This is a genomic window from Streptomyces sp. NBC_00076 (genome assembly GCF_045041235.1).
Lineage (GTDB): Bacteria > Actinomycetota > Actinomycetes > Streptomycetales > Streptomycetaceae > Streptomyces.
Map to the genome: position 1 here is coordinate 8,664,115 of NZ_CP108242.1, position 21,156 is coordinate 8,685,270.

Consider the following 21,156-nt stretch of genomic DNA (forward strand, 5'->3'; position numbering starts at 1 on the left):
TACGGGACAACGCTTAGTAGGACTCCGTTAGGTCTGTCTCGCGATCCTGATTGGAGGCATGTTGGGGGTGTGGACGTACATGAGGTGAACCGTGCCCGAGCGCAGTTGGCGTTATTCGTAGCCGACGTGTTCGCGTCGGTGCCGCGCAAGGATCAGCGGGCGAAGGGCGACTGCTATCTGCGGGGCTGATGCTGGACGGACGGCGGAAGTCGATCCAGCCGATGGCGGAGCGGCTGCCGGACGGCAACGAGCAGAACCTGCAGCAGTTCGTGAACCAGTCGACCTGGGATCCGGTGCCGGTGCGACGGCGGATCGCGGAGCGGATGGTGCTGAGAATCGGCCCGGATGCCTGGGCGGTCGATGACGTGTCGTTCCCCAAGGACGGCCGGATGTCGGTGGCGGTCGCGCACCAGTACTGCGGGGCGCTGGGCAAGCAGGCCAACTGCCAGGTCGCGGTGAGCGTGCATGCGGTCTCCGATACTGCCTAGTGTCCGCTGCAGTGGCGGTTGTTCGTGCCCAAGGAGTGGGCGGACGATGTCGTGCGGCGGCAGAAGACCGGGATGCCGCGGGAGGTCGGGCACCGGGAGAAGTGGCGCCTGGCCCTGGACATCTTCGACGAGTTGGCCGGGTGGGGTCTGGTGCCGCCGGTGGTGGTGGCCGACGCCGGCTACGGGCGGAACGCCGACTTCCGCGACGGCCTGCACGGCCGGGGCATCGGATATGTCGTCGCGGTCCGTTCGGACGTGAGGGTCCACCCGCACGGGGTGCGGCCCATCGCCCCGGCTTGGTCTACCAGATCCTCGACGCCATCCAGGACCTGCTGAACTGCTGGACCGGCACCCCGCCTTGGTCGCCGTGGCGTGTCCGCCCCCGGGAGGAGCCTTCGAGGGATGTGGGAAGCTGATCGACGACCCCGAGCACGGGGTGCCGATCGGGAAGCATCGGGAGGGGCGCGGCGGCCGTCTCGTTCACCGAGTAGCAAATGAATCGGCGGACGGACCGGAGAATCCGGTCCGTCCGCCGATCGGGAACGAACGGCGTCGTCAACCCCTCAGTTGAGAGTCCACTTCTGGTTGGTCCCGCCGTTGCACGTCCACAGGTCGATCTTCGTCCCGTTGGCGGTGCCGCCGTTGACGGCGTCGAGGCAGAGGCCGGACAGGTTGTTGGTGATGGTGCCGTTGGTGTTGACGGTCCACTTCTGGTTGGTGCCGCCGGTGCAGTCCCAGATGATGACCTTCGTGCCGTTGGCGGTGCCGCTGTTGTCGGCGTCGAGGCACTTGTTGCCGTAGACCACGAGCTCGCCGCGTGACGTGGACGTGAAGGTCTGGTTGTGTCCGCCGACGCAGTCCCAGAAGGCGGGCTGGGTTCCGTTGGTGATGGTGTTCTTGGCGAGGTCGAGGCAGCGGTTGGAGCCGACCCCGATGATCTCGTTGCCGTTGGTGCCCGCGATGTCCTGAAGGAGGACGGCGTCGAGGTTGGGCGCCCAGCCGGAGCTGTTGGAGAACTTCAGGGTGCTGGTGGAGCCCTTGGCCATGCCGACCAGCACGGAAACGGTGCCGGGGGTGGTCCAGGAGCCGGTCGGCGGGAACGAGACCACCGTGGGCTGCTGGCCGTTGACCTGGAGCGTCGCCTTACGGGCGGTGCTGTCACCGTTGACGTAGCCGATGGTGGCGAGCTTCACGCCGGAGGCTGAGGCGTTGACGTTGTTGAACGTCAGGGTGTTGGCGGAGCCGTTGCCGATCCAGTCGACCAGCGAGCCGTTGGAGCAGGAGGCGCAGGTGGTGTTGGCTGCGGTACCGGCAAGGGTGTTGGAGGAGGACTCCGCCTCGTAGGTGGTGCCTGCGGCCTCGGTGCCGGAGACGGTGAGCAGCACCGCTTCGCCGGCCGGGACGCTGGTGGTGTAGCTCGTCGCAGAGTTGCCCGCGTCGGTCGCCGTCCATACGTTGCGCACGGACGCGGAGGCCGTGGTCAGTCCCATGTCGGCCCAGCGGGCGGTGATGGAGGCGGCGGAGGAGGTGCGGTTGAGCAGCAGCACGGCACGCTTGCCGGTGCCGGACAGGACCTTGCTGTAGACCTGCAGGCCCTTGGTGTCCTCGGCGACCTTGACGCCCTGGAGGCCGCGGGCGTCCTGGTCGATGGCGATGAGCTCGGGGTTGTTGAGGATCGACGCGGTGGTGGAGCTCATGGTGGTGAGGTCGTTGCCTGCTATCAGCGGGGCGCCGGAGATCGCCCACAGGCTCATGTGGGTGCGGTTCTGGGCGGCGGTGAAGCCGTTCAGGCCGACCATCAGCATGTCGGGGTCGTTGTAGTACCCCGTGTGCTGGGAGGAGGGGTGCAGCGCCTTGTCGAAGTTGGCCAGCATGTTGGCCGTGGAGGGGCTGGCGCCATGGAGGATGATGTCGGTGCTGGTGCGCCACATCGGGGCCGTGCCCGCGCCCCAGTTCCAGGGGTTGCCGGTGCCCCATTCGCAGAGCGACAGGACCAGCTTGTGGCCGGTGATCGCGGCCGCGGCGTCGTTCGCGGCGCTGATCGCCTTGTACGTGGTCTCCTGGTCGAGGCCTTCCGCGTTGCCGCCGCACCAGTCGATCTTGACGAAGTCGAAGCCCCACTCCTGGAAGGTCTGCATGTCCTGCTGGTAGTGGCCCTCACTGCCGGTGTTGGGCGCCGCGGGCCTGGTCGTGGGGAAGTAGTAGCCGCAGCCCTGCTTGCCCGCGTCGGTGTAGATCCCTGCCTTCAGGCCCTTGCTGTGGATGTAGTCGGCCATGGCTTTCATGCCGCCGGGAAACAGGCTCTCGTCGGTGACGATCTTGCCGTTGCTGTCGCGGGCGCCCTGCCACCAGCCGTCGTCGAGGTTGACGTACTTGTAGCCGGCGGCGGCCATGCCGGACGAGACAAGCGCATCGGCCTGAGCCTTGATGGTGTTGGAGTCGATGCTGCTGGCGAAGGTGTTCCAGGAGGCCCAGCCCATCGGTGCCGGCGGAACCGCGACCTGGTTGGTGGTCACCGCGACCGGCCCGGTCCGGCCGAGGTCCGCCGACGGTGTCCGGCCACCGCCCATGGCCACAAGCCCGGCGAGAGCCAGGCTGAGGATCAACGCCTGGACGACGACAGGCCTTATCCAGTGGGTCAGGGAGGTTCTCCCGAATGACATGGAATCAACCCTTTCTCAATGCGAATGAACGACATCAGAAGCGGATGTACGGGCAGCACCTGTTTCAGGTGTGCGCCAAGAGGTTGGACAGTTGGGTGTGTGAAGTTCGCCCGATCCGGGTCGACGGGCGCCCGACCGCCGTACGGGCGGTGGATGCCGCCGTCACGTGCCGCCGCAGTGCACGCGCCTCCGCGCCCGGAACCGGCTCCTCGCGTTCAGTTGTTCGGCCGTCGGGCTGGACGGAACGGGCAGAGGTATCGGTCGGTGAGCCCGGGGAGCCCGCTACGGGGCGGAAATGTTACCGTTCACATTTTTGGACTCCGCGAGACTCGGCGACAGACGGGTCTGGCAGGGGAAGGGGCGGGAAACCTTGTGCCACGGTCAAGCAGAGGTGGAGTTTCTGCAGGTGGACCCCTACGCGCTTCCGGCGTCGGACGTTAACGCGCCGGTGACGCAGGAGTAGTGTGAACGGTAACATTTGGCTCCCGCAATACTCCGCTTGGAACTTTCTCCTGGCGTCCCGTCAGGAGAGGCGGTCGGGAAGCTTCCAGGCCGCGCCGACGGTGGCCTCGAGCCCGTGGGTAACGGTCTCAGCAGTGCGCCGAACGGCGGGAGCAAGCGCCCGCGGCGACATGGTGGTTGGTCAGGTGGCTCGGCTCGGAGCGGTCGAAGAAGATCATCACCGCTGCGGGTACGGTATGGCCGTCGATCCCGACTTTGATCGGTGACTTCGTGGCCTGGTGGATGAAGAGGGGAGTGGACGTCAGCACTTCCTCCGAGGGCACCACGATCGGATACTCGCTGATCACCTCCCCGCCCACGTGCAGCGTGAAGGTGCTCTCCCCCTTCGACCCTGTCCGGTTCGGCCGGCAGACCTCGGAGGAAGCCGCCGACAACGAGAACACCTGGTCCAACGACGCCGTCACCGCCCCCAGTTCCGACGAGGAGCCGTCCACCATGCAGGAAGCGACCCCCGCCCCCCGCTCCGGCGAGGGACCACAGGCTCCTAGGACCGTGAGCATCCGGGACATCGCCAAGGAGGCGGGTGTCTCCCATCAGACCGTCTCCCGGGTCGTCAACGGCCACCCCCGGGTCAAGGAGTCGACCCGGGCCCGGGTCCTGGACGTCATCGCCGAGATGGGCTATACGCCCAACCGGATGGCCCGGGCACTGGCCGGCGGTGCGGTGCGCTCGGTGACCGTGCTGACCTCCGATACCTCCTTGTACGGCGCCGCGGCGACCCTGAAGGGCATCGAGGAGGCGGCGAGGGCGGCTGACTTCGCGGTCGGGATCAGCGTGCTCGACACCGGCTCGGCCCAGCAGCCCGCGGATGTCGCGCGCCGGGTCAGTCGGCCGGGGGAGGCGGTGCTGGTGATCGCCTTCGACGCAGCGGGCGTAGGGGCGTGGCAGGCACTTCCGGCCGGGTTCCCGGCAGCGGCAGCGGTGGAACGGCCCGAGGACGGCCGCCCCGGCGACCGGCCCCAGCTCTGGCTGGACGACCGGGCGGCCGCCGCCCAGGCCACCCGCTACCTCCTCGGCCTCGGGCACGAGACCGTGCACTACCTGGCGATCCCGTCCTCCACCACCCGCGTCGGCCAGCGCACCGAGGGCTGGCGCGACGCCCTGCGGGCGGCCGGCAAGCCCCTCCCGGAACCGATCGAGGCCGGCTGGAGCCCTCGCTCCGGCTACCTCGTCGCCCGCTCACTGCTGGCCGACGCGTCGGTCACGGCCGTGCTCTGCGGCAACGACGACCTGGCACTCGGCGTACTCCGCGCGGCCAGGGAGGCGGGCCGTGAGGTGCCGGGCGACCTGAGCGTGGTGGGCTTCGACGACGCCCCCCATTCCGCCTACGCACACCCCGCCCTGACCACCGTCCGCCTCGACTTCGAAGGTCTCGGCCGGGGCTGCTTCGGCCTGCTCCACCGGCTCCTCGAGCCCGATAACGCCTCGGCCCTGCCCCTCTGGGCCGAGCCGGAGCTGATCGTGCGGGAGAGCAGTGGCCCGGCCCCGTCACGGCGGGATCGGCCCAAGGGCTGAACTCTTCGACCGACCACCAGAGACGCCGTGCCTGGAGCCCTCGCCGATCGGCGACTCCTACTCGATCGAGTCGCTGGACTCCAAGGGCAACCTCGTGGTCAACAGCGCCGCCGGAGTCGTGCTGCTGCGCTGGGGTTAGGGCTTCGGCAGGACCCCGCCGGTCCACGACCTGCTACCCGCGTCTCCCGGCGAGGTCCTGCGCGGAGTGGGCTCGGGCCGCTTCGTCGACGTGCTCGGCTTCAGCACGGCCAACGGCACCCGTCTCGACCATTGGACTGCAACGCCGGCGGTAACCAGTCCTGGAACTGGGACACGGACAAGCAACTCACCGTCTACGGCAACAAGTGCATGACGGTGGGAGGCACCGGAGCCACGGCGGGGGACCCCGGGTCATCACCGACTGCACCGGCGCGTCGGCACAGCAGTGGAACGTGAACGCGGACCTCTCCATGACCAGCGTCGCAAACTGCGGCGCTCTGCCTGGACGCGGCCGGAGCGGGCACCGGCAACGGCACGTCGGTCGACGTCTGGTACTGCAACGGCGGCAGCAACCAGCAGTGGACCAGGAACTGACGCCGGCACCTGTTGCCTCGGCCATTGACTCGGAGCACTGACTCGACACTGATCGGAACCGTCAGCGCCGTCGCGCTTCGCCCTAGGGCGAGGCCGGCGGCGCTCCGGTGCTCGCGCGGATCACCAGCCGGGCCGGGACCGAGGCCCTGTCGATCCGGGTTGCCCGGTGCCAATGAGGAGGCCTTGCACTTGTGCGGCCGCCGCGGAGATGTCGGTAGATCAGGTGACCGGGACGGCGTCGAACACGCTGTGGTACCTGCGGACGTGAGCCGATCCTGCGAGGCGTTCGATCAACGCCCGGTAGCGGTCCAGGACGTACGCCTGGCGGACCTCTTCGTGTGCAGAGGCGAACGACTGGTGCGGGAAGTCGCCGCGGTGGGCTGTGAAGTAGGACCTGAGGGCGCTGTCCGGCGTGGTGATGGCCCGCGTGTCGGTGAGCCTGTCCCGGAGGGCGGCGGCGAGGTTGTTCAGGACGTAGGTGAAGTAGTTCGACTCGGTGTACTGCACTGGGCCGTAGATGACCTGGTGAGCGGCTACGGCATTTCGGCGACGGGCGTTCTCCCTCTCCCAGTTGTGCAGGAAGGAGCCGTACCCGGAATCCGCCACCAGACCGTCCTGGTGGGCCAGGTTCAGCTCGACGGTGGCCCGGGTGACGTCGGCGAGTGCCCGCTCGCGGAGGTATGAGGCGGGTGTCTGGCCATCGTGGGGAGTGGTCCAGAAGTGAGGGCCGTCCGCGGTGCCGAACTTCTGCCGGAAGTGGGTGAAGGTCGCGGCTCTCTCCTGGCCGAGGTAGAGGGCGAACTCCCGCACCGGAATGTGCTGGCCGTCGATCGTGGCCACGACGGCCGTGGCCGGTGGAGCCGGTTGAGTCGGTGGCCGGCCGTGCCGCATGGCGGGCAGCAGGACCGCTGCGGTGATGGCGGCCGCAGCCACCAGCGCGGCAACGGTGATCAGCCAGAGCGGCACGCTACGGCGTGCCGTGACCGCCCGGGCTGCCGGGCGGGCGGAGGCGGCTGTGCGGCGTCGGCCGCTGCGGCTGCCGCGCGGACGGTCTTGCGCCGGGTTCCGGGGCCGGTGCCGGTGCGTCGATGTGCTCATCGCCGACTCCTCTCTCGTGGGGCCGTCCGAAGGGGGACGGGCGCCCGACCCGGAACACCTGCCTTTGTGCCCCGGGCGGGCACCCGTCCTGTCCCGCCGCTGGTTCAGCCGGCGGCGAGGGTCTGGATCTCAGCGGTGCTGAGAACCCTGTTGTAGAAGTGGACGTCGTCGATCTGGCCGTTGGTGAAGTCCACCGGTCCCTGGTTGTAGGTGCCTGCGCCGATGAGGGTCGCGCCGTTCGCCTTCCAGGGGGAGGTGAACGACGTGCTGCCCTGGAGGGTGCCGTTGACATACAGCGAGATCGTCTGTGCGCTGCTGTCGTACACGCCGAGGACGTGGTACCAGGTGCCCGTCGTTGCCGCGGAGCCGGCCATCACTGATGTGGCCGTGGACGCGTTCGCGTCGGAGGCCCGGGTGACGAAGGTGAACTTGCCTCCTGACAGTTGCAGGTAGAAGGGGCTGACCTTGCCGCCGACGAGGCTGGCGAAGGTCTGGTTGTTGCCGCTGACGGAGTTGAGTTTCACCCAGGCACCGACCGTGTAGCTCTGGCTGGTGTCGATGACCGAGGAAGGGATGACCGCCATGGTTACGGCGGTGCCGTCGAAGCTGAGTGAGTCGCTGCCGATCTTGCCGCTGCCCGCCCAGGTGGCGTTGCCCTCGGTGTAGCCGTCGTCGGTGTTGCCGAGCACGTTGGTGAGGGTCTGGCCGCTGCCCTCGTCGAGCTGGTAGTAGCCCGCGGCGCCGGTCCCGAGGGCGTACGCCTCACGGACGGTGATCGCTCGGGGGATCATGCGCACGTCGTCGATGGCCCCGTTGGCGAAGTCGACGTTCGCGCCGTTCCACTTGGCCCGCCCGATCGTGGTGTGGCCGGTGGCCTTCCACGGTGAGGAGAACGTCGTGGTGCCCTGGAGTTGGCCGTTGACGTACAGCGCGATGGTGTGGGCGCTGTTGTCGTACACGCCGGTCAGGTGGTACCAGGTGCCGATGGCGGGTGTACCGCCGGTGACCTGCTTATACGTGGCGCTGGTCGAGTCGGAGCTGCGAACGGTGAAGGCGAACGTGCCGCCCGACAGCTGGAGGTAGAACGGGCTGATGGTCGTGCCGTCGATGCTCGCGTAGGTCTGGTTGCCGGTGAGGCTGTTCGGCTTCACCCAGGCGGAGACCGTGTAGCTGCCGCTGGTGTCGAGGGCTGTGGTGGGGACGTCCAGCCAGGAGTTGCTCGCGCCGGTCAGGCTGACGGCGCCCGCGCCCACCTTGCCGGTCGTCCACGAAGCCCCTGCCTGCAGCGTGCCGTTGTTGGCGCCGCCGGTCAGGTCGGCGGTGGCGGTACCGGAGCCCTCTTCCAGCGGCCAGTACGCGCCCGCGTGGGCCGTGGGGCCGGAGACGGCCGGGCCGTTGTACGCGCCGATGTTGGGCGCTGCGGTGGCGGAGACGGTGTTGCCGAAGTAGTCCTTGCCGCCGTTGCCGGAGACGACCGCGCCCGCGCCGAGGGCGGGCGAGCCGCTGCGCAGTTTGTAGACCGCCGCGGAGGACCGGCCCGTTCCACCGGCGCCCGGGTTCACGAACAGCGGGTCTGCGGTGATCTTCGCCGAGTCGGCCGGTTCGCCGGCGGGATGGTTGCCGTAGAACAGGTTGTGGGTCCAGCTCGTTCTGGTGGTGGAGTAGCCGCCGGTTCCCAGCTTGTAGATGATGTTGTTCGAGAAGGTGACCGTGCTGTTCGGGGTGCCGCCGGTCACACCGCCGTTGTCGCCCTCGCCCATGTAGATCGTGTTGTTGTACACCTGGGCGGTGGTGTTGCTGTCGACGCCGCCCATGCCGGGGAAGACCGCGTTGGACGCCCCGTCGTTCTGGCTGATGTTGTAGCGGATCACCGAGCTCTTCGCGCCGAAGCCGCTGCGGCAGCACCACTCCGTGAAGCCGAACGGGTTGTCGTGGCTCCAGTTGTACTGGATGACGGTGCCGGTGTTGTTGTTGTCGATGTCGAAGGCCTGGCCGTCGACGAAGTTGCGGTACTGGCGGGAGACCTCGTTGTTCTGGAACACCGCGTTGGTGGTCCACCCGTTCCACAGGCCGGCGCCGGAGTAGCGGTAGCCGTTGTCCGTGGCGACGTTGTTCTGGATGACCGGTGAGGCGCAGAAGACGCAGACGATGTCGTTGCCGCCCATGTCGGTGAGCGTGTTGCCGTCGATGACGACGTTGGTGGTGTTGATGTTGTGGTTCAGGCCCACGAGTGAGCCGATGTAGATGCCGCCGGCGTCGTCGCGCGTCAGCGTGTTGTTGCTGATCTGGACGTCGTCCCAGCCGCTGGTGGTGTTGTTGTCGGTGACGTCGAAGGCGATGCCGGAGGACTGGCTCGGCTGGACGGGGTTCTGGACGTTCGCCCAGTATCCCTTCACGTCGTGGATGTTGTTGTTCAGGATGTGGATTCCGGCGAGGATCCCGGTGGTGTCGTTCTCCAGCTGGATGCCGCTGCGCAGCGCCGCGCTGGCGGCCGGATTGGTGATCTCCAGGTTCTGGATGGTCCAGTACTGCTGGTCCTTGAGGTAGATGGTGGCCGCGGCACCCCCTCCGTTGAGGATGGGAGCGGCACCGGATCCGTAACTGGCGATCACGATCTGATTCCCGGAGGCGCCGGATCCCTGGGGCTGGAGTTCGCCGGTCCAGGAACCGCCGGCCTGGAACAGGATCTGGTTCCCGGCCGTGAACGTCGTCGAGTTGACGTTCGCGAGCGTCTTCCAGGGGGTGCTGGTGCCGCATCCGTCGTTGCTGTCGCTGCCGGACGACGACGAGATGTAGTACGTGGTGCAGGTCGCCGCATGGGCGGTCGTGCTGGGAACGAGCACCAGTCCCAGCGTGGCAGCCGCGCTGCCCAGGGCCGCCATGAGGCGGCGTGGCCATCTTCGCATTGCGTTCCTCTTCGAACGGAGCGGATGAGTGAGGTGGAGCAGACCGGTGCGTACGCCGTGCCGGACGCTGCAGGGAGGAGGGTGCGCCGAACGCGCCGGTCGATCAGGGAGGCGGCGGCCAACTGGCCGGAGGCAGGAAGCGGTTGCCGCCCTCAGCCCTTGACGGCGCCGCTGAGCAGGCCGGACATGATGTGCCGCTGGACCGCGACGAAGAAGACCACCATGGGGACCAGGGCCATGACGCTGAGGGTCAGGAAGGCCGGCCAGTCGACCTGGAACTGCCCGACCGAGGTGTAGACCTCCAGCACGATCGTGCTCTTGCCGGGGTCGCTGAGGTACACGTTGGGGGTGAAGAAGTCGTTCCAGATCCACATCGTCTGGAACACCGCGACGGTGGCCAGGATGGGCCGGATCAGCGGCAGCACGATTCGCCAGAAGATCTGCCCCGGACCGCAGCCGTCCAGCCGGGCGGCTTCGATGACCTCGAACGGCAGGGTTGCCATGTAGCCCTGGATGACGAACCAGCAGAAGATCGATCCGGCGCTGTAGACCAGGACGAGACCGTTCAGACTGTTGACCAGGCCCAGTTTGACGAAGATCTGGTAGACGGGGATGAGCGTGGACTGGGTGGGTACGACGAACGCGAGCAGCAGGAGCTTGCCGAAGCGCCGGTTGAACCTGGTGGGGCGGATCGTCAGGGCGTAGGCGGCCATGGCGCCGATCAGCACCATCAGGGCGACCGAGAACACCGTGACGTAGAGGGTGTTCGCGAAGGCCGCCGCGACGGGGACCTGGTTCAGGACCCGGCGGTAGGTGGAGAAGTCCGGTGCGGTCGGCAGTGCCAGCGGTGAACCGGTGGTCTGTGCCTGCGTCTTGAGGGTGTTGACGAGGACGTAGTAGAAGGGCAGCGCCATCACCGCGGAGAGGGGCAGCATGTAGGCGCTGGTGAGCCAGCCCCGAGTGCGCAGCCGGGAGAGGATCGCCGTCACCGGAACCTCCTTTCCAGCCTGCGGGTCGCCGAGAGCTGGAGGGACAGCACGGCGGCGACCGCGATCAGGAAGATCACGCCCAGCGCCGCGCCGAGCCCGTAGTCGCCCTCGGCGATTCCGCGTTGTACGAGTACCTGGGTGATGGTGTACGTGTCGTAGCCGGGCCCGCCGCCGGTGAGGGTGAACGGCAGGTCGTACACCCTGAGGCCGTTGATGAGCAGCAGGAACTGGCTGACCGTCATGGCCGGCGCGAGCAGCGGCAGGGTGATGCGGAAGAACTGCTGGCGCGGTGTGGCCCCGTCGATGGTGGCGGCCTCGTAGTAGTCCCGGGGGACGGACTGCAGGTAGGCGAGGTAGAGGACGGCGTGCCAGCCGGTCTGCGCCCAGACCCCGACCACGATCACCGAGACCTTGGCCAGGGTGTTGTCCGACAGCCACGGCACCGGGCCGACTCCGAAGAGGCTGCCCAGTACGGAGTTGATCACCCCGGAGGACAGTGGCGACAGGACGAACGTCCACACCAGGCCGAGGATCGCCATGCTGGGCACGGCCGGGAAGGAGAACGCCGCACGGACCAGACTGCGGCCGGGGAAGCGGCGGTTGAGGATCACGGCGAGCGGGATGGCCAGGACGGTCACGATCAGGGTGGTCGCCACCGCGTACAGCAGAGTGAAGCCCAGGCCGGTCAGCACCGAGGGGTCGCTGAAGATCTGCCGGTAGTTCCGCAGCCCGACCAGGTGCCGGGTCGGTGAGGAGCCGCTGTAGTCGGTGAAGCTGTAGTACACCGACTCGGCGAGCGGCACCAGGAACAGCACCACCAGCACGAGGGCGATCGGCACCAGGAACGCCTGCGTGGTCAGCTGTTCGCGCAGCCGGCGGCGGGTGGGGCGGGCCCCGCTGGGCGCGCTGCCGGCGCGTGCCCGGGTGGGGAGGGCGGAGGTCTGTATGGCCATGAGGGCTGTCGCTTCCCGCTTACTTCGCGTCCAGCTGCTTGAGCTTCTTGTCCAGCGCGGCCGGAATGTCCTGGGGGTTGACCGACCCCTGGACCATCTGCTGCATCTGGGTGTTGAACTCCTGGATGAGCTCGTTGGAGTGGCGCGGCCAGGCGACGACGGGGAGGTAGATCTTGCCGGAGCGGGCGCCGAGGGCCTGGTTGGTGATGCTTTCGGCGAAGCTCGGCGTGTAGTTGTTGGTGGTGGTGATCGCCCCGCTGGACTTGCCGTACGCCTTGACGGCGTCGGGGGTCGCCAGGAACTCGAGGAACTTCAGGGCGGCCTCGGGGTTCTTGGCCTTGGGGTTGATCGCGTAGCCCGGGCTGGCGGCACCGGTCCAGTAGCTGGTGCCCGGGACTATGCCGGGGATGGCCTCGGTCTGGAAGGACAGGTGGGGGGCGCTCTTCTGGACCGTGGGCACGTTCCAGGTGCCGGCGCCGAACATGGCCACCCGTCCGTTGGCGAACTCGCTGACCACCTGGTCGCTGGTCAGACCCAGCACCGCCTTGGGCGTCAGCTTCTCGGTGTACAGCTTGCAGTAGGCGACCAGCGGTTCGGTCCAGGTGTCGGCGAAGGTGGTCTTGCCCGCGAAGATGTCCGCGTCCGGGAACACGCCCTTGCTGTCGAAGTACCCGCCGAGCAGGCCCCAGAGTGCCATGAAGTTGCCGTCGTGGGCGGCGTCGTAGTAGGGGGTGATCCCCTTGTCCTTCAGCTTGCGGCACAGCTTCAGGAACCCGTCCCAGCTGTCCGGCAGCTTGTCCGCTCCGACCTTGGAGAGCAGCTCCTTGTTGTACATGATCCCGCCGGCCCAGGAGGAGATCGACAGTCCGTACACCTTGCCGTCGACCGTCATGAAGTCCTTGTTGGCGGAGTTCATGGGCTCCAGGGACTTCTGGCCGGTCAGGTCCTTCACGAAGCCGCCGCCGACCAGCTGCTTGTCCTCGGCCGTGAGGATGAAGACGTCGGCGCCGGTGTGGGCCTGGAGGCGGGTCTGCAGGGTGGAGACGTACTGCGGGACCGGCGGGGCGTAGGAGAAGGAGACACCGGTGCCGGTCTGCTTGGTGAACAGGTCCAGCACCGGCTTCATGACCGTCTGCGTGTCCCAGGAGAAGAAGGACACGGAGCCCTTGCCGCCGACGCCGCTCGCCGCGGTGCTGGTGGAGCAGGCGGAGGTGCCCAGCGCGGTGCCGCCGAGGACGGCGGCCATGAGGCTGCCCTGCACGAAGCGTCGTCTGCTGAGCTGGGGGGTGCTGTTGTCGTTGTGGTTGATGGACATGGTGGTTCCTCTCGGGGAGCGCGCGGGGGGCGGGGTGACGGTGTGGTGCGCGCGGGTGTGGCGGTACGGGTGTCAGGGCCAGGCGGGAGGCCAGGGACGGGGGCCATAGGCGTCAGGGCCGGGGCAGGGCGTGGAACGGAACGGTGTCGCGGTCGAGCAGCAGCTGGTCGCCCTGGGCGGTGAGCCGGGCCAGCTGCACCACGGAGCGGCGCTGCGCCGGTCCGCCGCCGTCCGGAGATTCCGGGTCCCGGTCGGGGTGGGTGAAGTAGAAGATCCAGGCCGCGTCGGGTCCGGCGACGACGTCGGCGTGGTGTCCGACGCCCTGGTCGTCCGCACGGGTGCCGGATCCGCCGAGGATGCGGCCGGCCCGGGTCCAGTCCTCCAGGTCAGTGGAGCGGAACACGTCCTGGCCGTCCCAGCAGTCCACGATCATCCAGTAGCGTCCGTCCAGCGCAAAGACGTTGGGTCCCTCGTGCGGCCGGTGCTCCAGCACCGGGCCCCGTACCCGCCAGTCGTACAGGTCGGGTGAGTCCGCGGCCCAGGTGTGCGAGCCGTGGGCCTCGTCCTTGTACCACATGCGCCAGCCCGAGCCGTCGGGCAGCGGGTGGACGCAGGCGTCGATGACCTGGCGTGAGCTGAGTGGCACTGGTCCGGCGCGGACCCAGTGCCACAGGTCGCCGCTGGTGTAGTGCAGGATTCGCCGGTCGTGACCTTCCCAGCGGTCCGGCACGCCTCGGATGTAGCTGACGTACATGTGGAACACCCCGTCGGGCGCCCGCACGATCTCCGGGGCCCAGAAGGTGTTGGTGCCGGGCTCGAACGGGAGGCTGTCCAGCACGCCGCGGTAGAGCCAGTCGCGGCCGTCCGTGCTGGTCGCGACGCCGATCGCGGTGCCGTGCACCCAGGCGACGCCTGGCGCGGACACGTCGGAGCGGCGCTGTGTGTAGAACATCCACCACTGCCGGCCGTCGTACTGCACGACGGGATCGGTCGGGCCCGCGTGGACGGGGTCCTCGTACAGGGGCGCCGGGGCGGGGGCAAGGGAGGCCATGACGACCTTCTTCTGCCGGCGACAGCCGGCTTCGTCGGGAGGATAGGCCGAACGAACCGGATGAACCGGGTGTTACGGCTGGGTGAAGCGGGATCAGGATGTCCGTCAGGTACATCGTCGTCAACCCTCTCCGGTCGGTCCTTTTTCAGACCGACATCAAATTGCCCCCTGAACATCTCTGGCGCGTTCGTGATCTCCGCAGGTCACAGCCGCACATTTCGTCACATCCTCCAGTCCTGGGCCGTGCTGCAATGAGGTCTGCCGTGCGTCACCGGAATACCCACCCTTTGACAACGATGAATCTGCGGTGCGAAGCTCGCCTCACCCCACCCCTGCAGACGAGGAGACAGGCCCCGTGCCTCAGAGCGTCCACCGCGATCACGAAGCCACAGGTACGGCACAGCCGGCCCTCGGTGCGGGGCCCGAACGGCCCGCCGGCTACCTCTTCGCCTACTTCGCCGGCGAGCACCGCCCCGATGGCGAGCGGATCCGCTTCGCGCTCTGCGACACCCCCCGCATGGACCGCTGGACGGAACTCACCGGTATTCCTCCGCTCGCTCCCGCGCGCGGAGGCGCGCGGGATCCGTTCCTGGTGCGGGCCGCGGACGGCAGCGGGTTCCATCTGCTCGCCACCGACCTGCGCATCCACGGCAGCGCGGGCTGGGAACAGGCGATCGCCCACGGCAGCCGCGACCTGCTGGTGTGGAGCTCGGCGGACCTGCGCGGCTGGGACGGGCCGCACCGGGTCGAGGTCATGCCGGAGCAGGCCGGGTGCGTCTGGGCGCCCGAGGCCGTCCACGACCCGGGCCGGGAGGAGTACCTGGTGTTCTGGGCCTCCACCGTCTACCCGGACGACGACCCGGGGCACGAGGGCCCGTCGTACCAGCGCATGTATTGCGCGGCCACCAAGGATTTCCGCACATTCGGCGCACCACGAGTGTGGGTCGACAAGGGGTATCCCGTCATCGACTCCACGGTCGTGGAGCACGATGGCTGGTTCTACCGGTTCACGAAGGACGAGAGGCTGCCCGGCACGGCGGATGCCCCGGATGCCAAGTTCGTCTTCGTGGAGCGTTCCCGGGATCTCACCGCCCCGGACTACGAGCCCGTCGCGCAGGGCGTGGGCCGCGGCGCCGAAGGGCTGCCGGGGCTGGCGCACGCCGAGGGGCCGATCGTGCTTCCGGCACCCGACGGGCGGGGCTGGCTGCTCCTGCTGGACGAGTTCCTCGGCCGCGGCTACGTGCCCTTCCGGACCGACCGCCTGGACAGTTCCGTGTGGCTTCCCGCGGCCGACCCGGGGTTCTGCGTGCTGCCTCCAGGGCTCCGCCACGGGTCGCTGCTGCCGCTCACCGAGGCCGAGTGCGGCGGGCTGCGCAGTCTCGCCTCGGCCGGAGTCTAAGGTTCGGTCATGTCCACGATGCATGACGTGGCCAAGCGGGCCGGGGTGTCACTGAAGACGGTCTCGCGTGTGGTCAACGGCGAGCCCAACGTCAGCGAACAGACCCGGTTGAAGGTCGGCGCCGCCATAGCGGAGCTGGACTTCCGGCCCAACTCGGTCGCCCGCAACCTGCGCACCGGCCGGATCGACCTCGTGGGACTCGCCCTGCCCCACCTGTCCCAGCCCTACTTCTCCTCGCTCGCCGAAGAGATCATGCGGGAGGCGGAACGCCATGGGCTCACGGTGCTGATCGAACTCACCGAAGGAGACGCCGAGGCCGAACTCGCACTGGTTCGGGAGCACGGTCCGCACCTGGGCGGGCTGCTGATGTACCCGGTGGGTTTGTCGGACGCACAGGCCCTGACCGTGGCACGTACCGTGCCGACGGTGTTCGTCTCCGAACGTGCCTACGACGCGCCCGTCGACCGGGTCGCGATGGCCAACCAAGAAGGCGTCCGGGCCCTCGTTGGGCACATGGTGTCGCTGGGATACACCCGGATCGCGGCTCTGGGTGCCGACCACACCGGCCAGCCCGAGCGGGCTGCCGCCCACCTGCGTCTGGAAGGCTACCGGGACGGGCTGCGCGACGCCGGCCTGCCCTACGTCCCCGACCTGGTCCTCGAAGTGGGAACCCCTCACTGGAACCGCCAGGAGGGAGCCACGGGCATGCGTCGGCTGATCGAAAGTGGCATCCCCTTCGACGCCGTGGTCGCCTTCGCGGACGCCCTGGCGCTCGGTGCCCTGCACGCCCTGCAGGAAGCGGGGGTGAGGGTCCCGGCAGAGGTGGCCGTCGCCGGGTTCGACGACACGGACGACGCCCGGTACGCCCACCCGTCGCTCACCTCCATCGCCCCCGGCAGGGCCCAGATCGCACGAGAAGCCCTGGCCCTGCTGAACGACCGCATGAACGGTACGGTCGAGCGGGATTCCGGACGGCTGGTCGTCGCCGACCACCAATTGACCGTCCGTGAATCCACTCTGGGAGGGATGGCGGCATGGGGCGGAGCGTGACCATGCGTACCGTGGCCGAAAGGGCGGGCGTGTCGACGAAGACGGTCTCCAACGTCATCAACGGCACCGGCTCCTTCAGCCCGGAGACGGAACACCGCGTCCGCGCGGCCGTCGAGGAACTCGGCTACCAGATAAATCCCTTCGCCCGCGGTCTGCGTTCGCAGCGCACCGGGACCATCGCGCTGGTCCTCCCGAACGTCTACCAGCCGTTCAACGCGGAGCTGGCCGAACAGGTCATCCGGGCTCCGGAGACCCAGGGACTGAAAGTGGTGGTCGAGACCACCCGCGGAGACGCCGAGCGTGAACGAGCCGTCCTGTCCACATCCCACAAGGAACTCGTGGACGGGGTCATTTACGTGCCGCAGGCCCTCACTCCCGAGGAGTACCTGCCCCTGCCCCTCACCCAGCCCACCGTCGTCCTCGGCGAGCGCCCCGCCCAGGCGGCCGGGATGCATCTGGACTACGTCGAGATCGCCGACGAGCAAGGCGCGCACGTGGCCGTCGCCCACCTGCTCGCCCAGGGCCGGCGTCGTATCGCTGCCCTGTGCGAACAGGCGGCGCCGCGCGCCGGGGATCGACGTCTGCACGGCTACCGCAAAGCTCTCGACGACGCCGGGGTCGCCTACGACGACTCGCTGGTGATCGGCGTGGACAACGCCGATCTGTGGTCCTCCGGCGCCGGTGCGGTGGCCCGTCTGCTGCGCACCCGCGTTCGCTTCGACGCCCTGTTCTGCTACAACGACGTGGTCGCCATCGGCGCGCTGTCGGTCCTGTGCCGAAGCGGCGTCCGCGTCCCGGACGACGTGGCCCTGGCGGGTTTCGACGACATCGAGGCGGCCCGCTTCGCCTCACCGCCCCTGACCACCGTCGACCCGCTGCGCGAGTCGATCGCCCGCAAGGCCGTGTCGCTCCTGCGCTCCCGCATGGACACGGAGGACTTCCGGGATCTCCCCGGCCGCTGTGAGGGCGCCGGGTTCGTCCTGCGCGTGCGCCGGTCGTCCTCGGCCTCCTCGGACTGCTCCGGTGCAGACTGAGCGGACAGGTGCCGTTTCGCCGGCGCGGTCGCCGACGTCCAGTGCCCCTTTGGGCGCGGCCGACGTATGTCGACGACTGGTCTCGAGGCGAGTCTCTGAGCGTTGGAAGGCGGCAGGGGGGTCCGCTGAGCCCGCCTCGGGGCGCCTATGCTCATCGGTGTGCTCGCAGCGGAACCGGCTGGGCCCGTCCATCCGGGACGCGTTCGGGACGCAGGTTGGACACAAGGATCGGAAAAGGCCGACAAGGGTCGAGAAGGGCTGAGGCGCCAAACCTCGTCTGACCTGGGAAAACGACCAAGATGGGCACTGATCGACAAGGGTCGCCAAGATCCTCGAAGGATTCATAATCCGTCGGCCGTGGGTTCGAGTCTCACCCGCCCCACCTGTGCAGGTCTCTGACCGGCGGGAACGTTCATTTTTGGGTGTCGGATCGTCAACTTTGCGTGAACGGACTGAATCCGCTGCTCGTGGGTTTGGAGCCGGGCGGTGCTCGGGGGAGCTCCAACCCCTCTGACCTGCGGCTGAGTAGATGATCGAGGGTGTCGCTCGCGGTCACGGCGACTGCCTTGAGGGCCGATGCCCAGACCGAGGGGCCGTACAGGGGCCGGGACGGCGCAGACGTGTCCAGGCCGACGGTGTCTCGGGGTCGATTCGTTGTCCCATTTGACGGTGGTGCAGTCTGGGGGCAGCCATCCACGGGGCGGCCGGTTGAGCATCGGGCCGGTGGCGGAGGCAGTGCTGATACCGGCGCGGCGGGTGCGCGGACGTGGGTAGGGCGACGTCGGCTGGTGTCTGCGCTGTGGAGAGCCTGTCGCTGCTGAGGAAGTGTCCCGGCGACGGCCGAGGGGCAAGGAAACGGCCCGAAGAGGAAACGGCCCCGGTGGGGTTACTCGACCCTCTCTCGTATGGCCCCCTCGCCCGGGCGGCGGGACCGGCATGCGGGCCCGTCACCGGTGCGCCATGCCCAGCTCGCCGGTGTACCGGCCGAGGCCGTCATCGGCGGTGGGGCGGGGGCGAACAGCTGCTCCTGGCGGCGAGGGTGCTGGGCCTGGCGCCCGTCACTGCACCGGTGCTCGGCGGTGCCGTCCTGTCGGTCGGGAGCTGGCGGGCCGTCTTCGTCGTGCTCGCGATCATCGGGGTCCTGCTCTTCCTGGCCGCGCTGTTCGGTGTCAGTGAGTCCCTGCCTCTGGAGCGGCGCCAGCAGGGCGGGGTGGTCACCGGGTTCCGGGCCATGGGCCGACTGCTCGGCCACCGCGCGTTCGTCGGCTGCATGCTGGCTCAGGCGTTCAGCGCCGCGGCGCTCTTCTCGTACATCGCCGGCTCCAGCTTCGTCTTCGAGAACCTGTACGGCGTGTCCGCCACGCGGTGCAGCCTGATCTTCGCGACCAACGCGGCTGGCATGGTGCTCGCAGGCCGGACCTTCGGGGCCCTCTCCAAACGCCTGCCGGTGGGCGGCCTGCTGGCGGCCGGGGCCGCTGTGGCGCTCGCAGGCACGAGCGCCATGCTCTGTGCCGTACTCGCGCTGGCGTTCCTGAGTCGCCCCTTGCGGACCCACGGCGCACTGCCATGGGAGCGAGGCGCCACCGACTCCTGAGGCGGCACCCGGCAAGGGCAGGCAGGACAGGGCGATCCACTCATGGCAGTCGGCCAGCCGCAGGTCCCCCTCCACACGGAATCTGCCGGTACGGCAGCGACGAGAACAACCGCCAGGCAGTACTGGACAACAACTGCCTGTGTGCCCGCTGTCGGCCCAGATGAGGGCCAACAGGTAGTGTGCGCCTGCCACTTGCTCAAGCAGCACCGGGCGGCCGTGCGGTCACAGACGGGCGTGACATCACTCCCAGCAGCAGGCCGAGGGTGCCGGCCACGGCATGCCCTTTACGGCGCGGTGCCGTCCCTGTCCGTGAGATGTCCGGGCAAGCCCTCCGGCTCTGGGTGTCGGCGGCTGAAGACCCCGCTGACCAGGGATGCCGTCGTCCAGCGGAACCTCAGGGTGCCCATGCCCGACGGGACGGTGCTGCTGGCCGACCGGTGGGCGCCGCGAAAGGTCTGCGACGGCCTGTCGGCAGCCCTGATCCGCACACCGTACGGCCGTCGAGGTCCCATGGTGGCGATGTCGGCTCCGCCCCTGGTCGAACGCGGCTTCCAACGGCACCGGCCGCATCATGGCGCCGTACGTGCGCCGTCAGTGGAGCTCGTGGCGTTCTTGTCCTCGGACACGGTCAGCTTTCCACCGGCGCGGTCTACGACCTCAGCGGCGGACGGGCGGCCTGTTGAGACCGCTCGTGCGGGTCCTCCGGGCCGCGCTCGACCAGATCTGCGTCGCACAGATCCTCGCCCCGCAGCCCCCGGGCGGCACTGCTCATGTGCTGTCCGGCGTGGTGTCTTGGGTCGGTTCGGCCCTATTCGTTGAAGGCCTGACCTGCGGCAGCATCCGTAGGGGTCCTGCCGAGCCGCCTCAGGCAGGCCACATGGAGGGGATCGCCGACCGGGTAGGGGAGCCGTCTGCCAGAGGTCGTGGGCGGCGTAACGCCCCTCTGGTAGCGGGTCACGGCGGTGAGATGCCCCCCCGGCGGCGCATACCGCTTCATCGGGAGGCCAGGCTCCGGAGGACTGCTGAGGAGACCGAGGTGGGCAGGGCGCTCAGGGTACGGACCAGTGCGGTGGTCGCCCAGGGGAAGTACGCCTGTGCCGGTTCCTTCTCCAGAGCGCGTACGACATGGCGTGCCGCGCGCTCCGTGCTGACCTGGAAGGGTTTGGGCAGGCTGTCGGCGTTGACCCGGTCGGTCGCCACGAAGCCGGGGTGGATGCTGGTGAACCGGATCCCCTTGGGCGTCAGTTCGACGCGCGCGGCGTCGATGAGCGTGCGGGCGGCCGCCTTCGCGGCGGAGTAGGGGCCTTGGCGGGGGATGCCCATGAGCCCTGCCAGCGAGTTGGTGTGGGCGATCAGGCCGCCGTGCGTCTGGTTTCCCAGCTGTGCGATCAGCGGGATCAGGTAGTTGACGACGACGTCGTAGTTCAGCGCCCTGATCCGTGCCACGTCTGCCACGGTGACGTCGTCCATCGACATGTCCGGTCCCTGGCCGGCGTTGAGCAGGGCGATGTCGATCGAGCCGTACTCGGCGACGGCGGCCGCCACCACGTCGGCGGACGCCTGCGGGTCCAGGGCGTCGGCGGGAATGTCCAGGCAGGTGCTCCCGGCCGCTCGTACGTTCTTCGCCAGGGCTGCCAGTTCGGGGGCGCGTCGTGCCGTGACGACCAGACGGTTGCCACCGTGGCCGAGCCGGCGCGCGACCTCCGCGCCGATCCCTGATGAGGCGCCGACGATCAGAACCGTCCTGCCCGTGATGCTTGCCATGGTGTTCCTTCACATGCTGCCGTGGTGGTTCCGCACGGAGGGGGCAGCCAGACCGTCGTCGGCCCTGCCGGGAATTGCAGTCGGTTCGAGGTCGTCCCCTTTTTTCGCGCCGGAGCGACTGTGAGGAACTGACCTTGGCACGCCCCTATGACGTCATCATGATCGGTCTCGGCGGTATGGGCAGCGCCGCCTACCATCGCAGGCGGGTTCGGGAAGGTCCTCGGGCTGGAGCGCTTCCATCC

16 protein-coding genes and 1 pseudogene are annotated in these 21,156 nt (G+C 68.7%); 8 read left to right on the top strand and 9 right to left on the bottom strand.

Translation table 11 applies throughout. The features are described 5' to 3' along the window. Positions 1 to 69: 69 nt before the first annotated feature. A pseudogene (locus OHA64_RS38905) lies at positions 70 to 809 on the top strand (IS701 family transposase); the annotation flags it as partial. A 242-nt stretch (positions 810 to 1,051) separates the two neighbouring features. Here OHA64_RS38905 and OHA64_RS38910 read toward each other — a convergent pair. Beyond that, a complete protein-coding gene (locus OHA64_RS38910) occupies positions 1,052 to 3,151 on the bottom strand; it encodes an RICIN domain-containing protein (protein ID WP_405621460.1) in 2,100 nt (699 codons plus the stop codon). A gap of 957 nt (positions 3,152 to 4,108) precedes the next feature. Here OHA64_RS38910 and OHA64_RS38915 point away from each other — a divergent pair. The 3 genes from OHA64_RS38915 (at position 4,109) to OHA64_RS38925 (ending at position 5,761) form a co-directional block, all read left to right on the top strand. After that, positions 4,109 to 5,188 carry a LacI family DNA-binding transcriptional regulator gene (locus tag OHA64_RS38915; RefSeq protein WP_405624293.1) on the top strand — a complete coding sequence of 360 codons (1,080 nt, stop codon included), beginning with the start codon at positions 4,109 to 4,111 and terminating at the stop codon, positions 5,186 to 5,188. Continuing rightward, positions 5,148 to 5,327 (top strand): hypothetical protein, encoded by a 180-nt coding sequence (locus tag OHA64_RS38920; RefSeq protein ID WP_405621462.1) that lies wholly within the window; start codon positions 5,148 to 5,150, stop codon positions 5,325 to 5,327. Before OHA64_RS38915 ends, OHA64_RS38920 begins: the two co-directional genes overlap by 41 nt. A gap of 341 nt (positions 5,328 to 5,668) precedes the next feature. Then, positions 5,669 to 5,761, top strand: coding sequence for a hypothetical protein (locus OHA64_RS38925; RefSeq protein ID WP_405624294.1), 93 nt, complete (start codon positions 5,669 to 5,671; stop codon positions 5,759 to 5,761). Between the two features lie 219 nt (positions 5,762 to 5,980). Here OHA64_RS38925 and OHA64_RS38930 read toward each other — a convergent pair whose 3' ends face one another. From OHA64_RS38930 to OHA64_RS38955, 6 genes are all read right to left on the bottom strand, one after another. Continuing rightward, the gene (locus OHA64_RS38930) at positions 5,981 to 6,859 is read right to left on the bottom strand and encodes a hypothetical protein (protein WP_405621464.1); all 879 of its coding nucleotides are present in this window, start codon (positions 6,857 to 6,859) and stop codon (positions 5,981 to 5,983) included. A gap of 104 nt (positions 6,860 to 6,963) precedes the next feature. Continuing rightward, positions 6,964 to 9,765 (bottom strand): LamG-like jellyroll fold domain-containing protein, encoded by a 2,802-nt coding sequence (locus tag OHA64_RS38935; RefSeq protein WP_405621466.1) that lies wholly within the window; start codon positions 9,763 to 9,765, stop codon positions 6,964 to 6,966. A 152-nt stretch (positions 9,766 to 9,917) separates the two neighbouring features. After that, positions 9,918 to 10,754 carry a carbohydrate ABC transporter permease gene (locus OHA64_RS38940; protein WP_405621468.1) on the bottom strand — a complete coding sequence of 279 codons (837 nt, stop codon included), beginning with the start codon at positions 10,752 to 10,754 and terminating at the stop codon, positions 9,918 to 9,920. Then, entirely contained in the window at positions 10,751 to 11,707 is a 957-nt protein-coding gene (locus tag OHA64_RS38945) for a carbohydrate ABC transporter permease (RefSeq protein WP_405621470.1), read from the bottom strand. The genes OHA64_RS38940 and OHA64_RS38945 overlap by 4 nt, the downstream gene beginning before the upstream one ends. A 19-nt stretch (positions 11,708 to 11,726) precedes the next feature. Next, positions 11,727 to 13,022: an ABC transporter substrate-binding protein gene (locus OHA64_RS38950; RefSeq protein WP_405621472.1), complete on the bottom strand. Its 1,296-nt coding sequence runs from the start codon at positions 13,020 to 13,022 to the stop codon at positions 11,727 to 11,729. A gap of 112 nt (positions 13,023 to 13,134) precedes the next feature. Then, entirely contained in the window at positions 13,135 to 14,073 is a 939-nt protein-coding gene (locus tag OHA64_RS38955; protein WP_405621474.1) for a glycosyl hydrolase, read from the bottom strand. 355 nt (positions 14,074 to 14,428) lie between these two features. Between OHA64_RS38955 and OHA64_RS38960 the strand changes: the two genes are divergently transcribed. The 4 genes from OHA64_RS38960 (at position 14,429) to OHA64_RS38975 (ending at position 19,150) form a co-directional block, all read left to right on the top strand. After that, positions 14,429 to 15,472, top strand: coding sequence for a glycoside hydrolase family 43 protein (locus OHA64_RS38960; RefSeq protein WP_405621476.1), 1,044 nt, complete (start codon positions 14,429 to 14,431; stop codon positions 15,470 to 15,472). A gap of 9 nt (positions 15,473 to 15,481) precedes the next feature. Then, entirely contained in the window at positions 15,482 to 16,522 is a 1,041-nt protein-coding gene (locus OHA64_RS38965) for a LacI family DNA-binding transcriptional regulator (protein WP_405621478.1), read from the top strand. Positions 16,523 to 16,524: 2 nt separating this feature from the next. Further along, positions 16,525 to 17,556 carry a LacI family DNA-binding transcriptional regulator gene (locus OHA64_RS38970; protein WP_405624295.1) on the top strand — a complete coding sequence of 344 codons (1,032 nt, stop codon included), beginning with the start codon at positions 16,525 to 16,527 and terminating at the stop codon, positions 17,554 to 17,556. A 1,039-nt stretch (positions 17,557 to 18,595) separates the two neighbouring features. Continuing rightward, entirely contained in the window at positions 18,596 to 19,150 is a 555-nt protein-coding gene (locus OHA64_RS38975) for an MFS transporter (protein WP_405621481.1), read from the top strand. Between the two features lie 649 nt (positions 19,151 to 19,799). Here the strand turns inward: OHA64_RS38975 and OHA64_RS38980 are convergent. After that, entirely contained in the window at positions 19,800 to 19,922 is a 123-nt protein-coding gene (locus tag OHA64_RS38980) for a hypothetical protein (RefSeq protein WP_405621483.1), read from the bottom strand. Between the two features lie 221 nt (positions 19,923 to 20,143). Continuing rightward, positions 20,144 to 20,914, bottom strand: coding sequence for an SDR family NAD(P)-dependent oxidoreductase (locus OHA64_RS38985; protein WP_405621485.1), 771 nt, complete (start codon positions 20,912 to 20,914; stop codon positions 20,144 to 20,146). Positions 20,915 to 21,156 lie beyond the last annotated feature (242 nt).

Excerpts from the sequence above, each read along its gene's own strand:
- OHA64_RS38950 (WP_405621472.1), bottom strand. The coding sequence starts at position 13,022 with ATGTCCATCAACCACAACGACAACAGCACCCCCCAGCTCAGCAGACGA.
- OHA64_RS38965 (WP_405621478.1), top strand. The coding sequence starts at position 15,482 with ATGTCCACGATGCATGACGTGGCCAAGCGGGCCGGGGTGTCACTGAAG.
- OHA64_RS38980 (WP_405621483.1), bottom strand. The coding sequence starts at position 19,922 with ATGAGCAGTGCCGCCCGGGGGCTGCGGGGCGAGGATCTGTGCGACGCA.
- OHA64_RS38915 (WP_405624293.1), top strand. The coding sequence starts at position 4,109 with ATGCAGGAAGCGACCCCCGCCCCCCGCTCCGGCGAGGGACCACAGGCT.
- OHA64_RS38930 (WP_405621464.1), bottom strand. The coding sequence starts at position 6,859 with ATGAGCACATCGACGCACCGGCACCGGCCCCGGAACCCGGCGCAAGAC.
- OHA64_RS38935 (WP_405621466.1), bottom strand. The coding sequence starts at position 9,765 with ATGCGAAGATGGCCACGCCGCCTCATGGCGGCCCTGGGCAGCGCGGCT.
- OHA64_RS38985 (WP_405621485.1), bottom strand. The coding sequence starts at position 20,914 with ATGGCAAGCATCACGGGCAGGACGGTTCTGATCGTCGGCGCCTCATCA.
- OHA64_RS38970 (WP_405624295.1), top strand. The coding sequence starts at position 16,525 with ATGCGTACCGTGGCCGAAAGGGCGGGCGTGTCGACGAAGACGGTCTCC.
- OHA64_RS38945 (WP_405621470.1), bottom strand. The coding sequence starts at position 11,707 with ATGGCCATACAGACCTCCGCCCTCCCCACCCGGGCACGCGCCGGCAGC.
- OHA64_RS38955 (WP_405621474.1), bottom strand. The coding sequence starts at position 14,073 with ATGGCCTCCCTTGCCCCCGCCCCGGCGCCCCTGTACGAGGACCCCGTC.
- OHA64_RS38910 (WP_405621460.1), bottom strand. The coding sequence starts at position 3,151 with ATGTCATTCGGGAGAACCTCCCTGACCCACTGGATAAGGCCTGTCGTC.